This window comes from Gordonibacter pamelaeae 7-10-1-b (genome assembly GCF_000210055.1).
GTDB lineage: Bacteria > Actinomycetota > Coriobacteriia > Coriobacteriales > Eggerthellaceae > Gordonibacter > Gordonibacter pamelaeae.
This window is the reverse complement of the sequence record NC_021021.1, coordinates 264,002-265,959: the sequence shown is the minus strand read 5'-3', so window position 1 is coordinate 265,959 and position 1,958 is coordinate 264,002. Positions and strand designations below refer to the sequence as shown.

Here is a 1,958-nt window from a genome sequence, read left to right as displayed (position 1 = left end):
ACGATCCCGGCGAAGAGGAGGCCGGCGGGGCGTAGGCCCGGCCGCCGCAGGGGGCGGCTAACCGGCGAGGTATCGCTCCAGGGCGCCCCAGACGCGCAGGGCCTCGGCGTAGCCCTGCTCGTAGAGGGCCATGAGCTTGGCCGGGTCCTTCTCCATGCTGGACACCGTGACGGGCTCGGGCGGGCGGATGAGGAAGAGCTGCCCCTCGTCGTGCAGGCACGGCAGCGCCCGGTACAGGCGGTTGTACTCGTAGTGGCGGTGCTGCAGGCGGTCGACGTAGAAGGGGAAGTCGGCGTAGCGCTGGCGCAGGAGCGCCATGAGCTTGTTCGGGCCCTTCAGGTAGTCCTCGGCCTGCGTGAGCACCACGATGCGCTTGGCGGGGCCGGTGAGCAGCGAGTAGAGCACGGGCACGCTGTCGCACGTGCCGCCGTCCAGCAGGTGCTTGCCGTCCACCTCCACGATCTGGCTCACGAGCGGCATGGACGACGAGGCTATGAGGTAGTCGACGTCGGCCAGGGCGTCGGTGAACTCGTGGTAGTCGGCCTCGCCCGAGTCCAGGTCGCTCGACACGGCCACGAGGCGCATCGGCGAGCTGTTGAAGGCTTCGTAGTCGAAGGGCTCCAGCTCGTTGGGTATCACGTTGAAGGCGAAGTCGCGGCCGCAGGCGTTGCCCGTGCGCACGAAGCTCTTCAGGGACAGGTAGCGCCAGTCGCCCGCGTATTTCACGTTGAGGTAGCAGGAGCGCCCCGCATCGCCGGCCACGTAGTTGTAGCCGCAGAGCGCGCCCGCCGACACGCCCACCGTGCGCTCGCAGAACAGCCCGCGGTCCATGAAGGCATCCAGCACGCCGGCCGTGAACTGGCCGCGCATGGCCCCGCCCTCCAGCACGAGGTCGACGGGCGCCACGTCATGCCCGCGCCAGGCGGGCTCGTGGAGGTAGCGGGTGCCGGTGCGGGGGAGGCGTGCGGTCGTGTCACTCATGCGGGGGTCCTTTCTGCGCGTTCGCGCCCCATTATAGCGCAGCGGCGCGACCGGCGCCGCGCGCCGTAGCCGAACCGGGAGGCGGTGGCCGTTATCTCCTTCCCGCAAACTGTGAAGTAACCATGGAGCGCCTGCCGGCGGATCGGCCGCTCGCGGCGCGAAAATGTCGGGAAACCCAATATTTATGCCCTAAACCGTAACAATTAGATGCACAGTTGAGCGAAGGCGTTTACAATACGGGCAGAACAGACAGGATCGCGCGCCCGCCGGGTGCTGCGAGCGGGGCCGTGCGAGCGGCCAAGACCATAAGGAGGCTTTACATGAGCGAGGTCGTTTCTTCTTCCGATTTCCAGTCCAAGGTGCTCGACGCGCAGGGTCCCGTGCTGGTGGACTTCTTCGCCACGTGGTGCGGGCCGTGCAAGATGCTGGCGCCCACCATCGACGAGATCGCAGGCGAGCAGGCCGGAAAGGCGACGGTGTACAAGCTCGATATCGACCAGAGCCCCGACATCGCCCAGAAGTACGGCGTCATGAGCGTGCCCACCTTGATCGTGTTCGAGAACGGCCAGGTGAAGAAGCAGGCCGTGGGCGTGCAGCCCAAACAGAACATCCTGTCGATGCTGGCGTAAACGCCGCCTCGCCGTAGGTTTTCCGGAAGCGCCGGCCGCCTTGGGCAGCCGGCGCTTCCTTGCGCTCGGGGTGACAAAGGGACGGGGATAACGTCACATTCCCAAGCGACCACCGAGATCCGAGTACTTCGGGGAATGTGACGTTATCCCCGTCCCTTTGTCACCCCTCCAGCACCCAGGCGCGGTAATAGTCCCAGCGTGACGCATGCGGGCCCTCCTCGACGGCGGTGAGCAGGTAGGTGCCCACCGCGAGGCGCGGCTCGAGGCCTTGCCGGGCCGCCTCGGCGAACAGCGCGGCGGCGTTGCTGCGGTTCGGGTCGTCCGGGTCCACGAGCAGCAGGCACTCGC

Annotated in this window: 2 protein-coding genes and 1 pseudogene; 1 reads left to right on the top strand and 2 read right to left on the bottom strand. The window is 67.3% G+C overall.

Annotated features, from left to right (window positions below; translation table 11 throughout):
- Positions 1-57 precede the first annotated feature (57 nt).
- The gene (locus GPA_RS01170; protein WP_015538710.1) at positions 58-981 is read right to left on the bottom strand and encodes a patatin-like phospholipase family protein; all 924 of its coding nucleotides are present in this window, start codon (positions 979-981) and stop codon (positions 58-60) included.
- A 320-nt stretch (positions 982-1,301) separates the two neighbouring features.
- On the opposite strand from GPA_RS01170, the gene trxA reads away from it, so the two are divergent.
- Entirely contained in the window at positions 1,302-1,610 is a 309-nt protein-coding gene (gene trxA / locus GPA_RS01165; protein ID WP_015538709.1) for a thioredoxin, read from the top strand.
- Between the two features lie 160 nt (positions 1,611-1,770).
- On the opposite strand, the pseudogene GPA_RS18640 reads toward trxA, so the two are convergent.
- Positions 1,771-1,958, bottom strand: a pseudogene (locus GPA_RS18640) (MerR family transcriptional regulator); the annotation flags it as partial.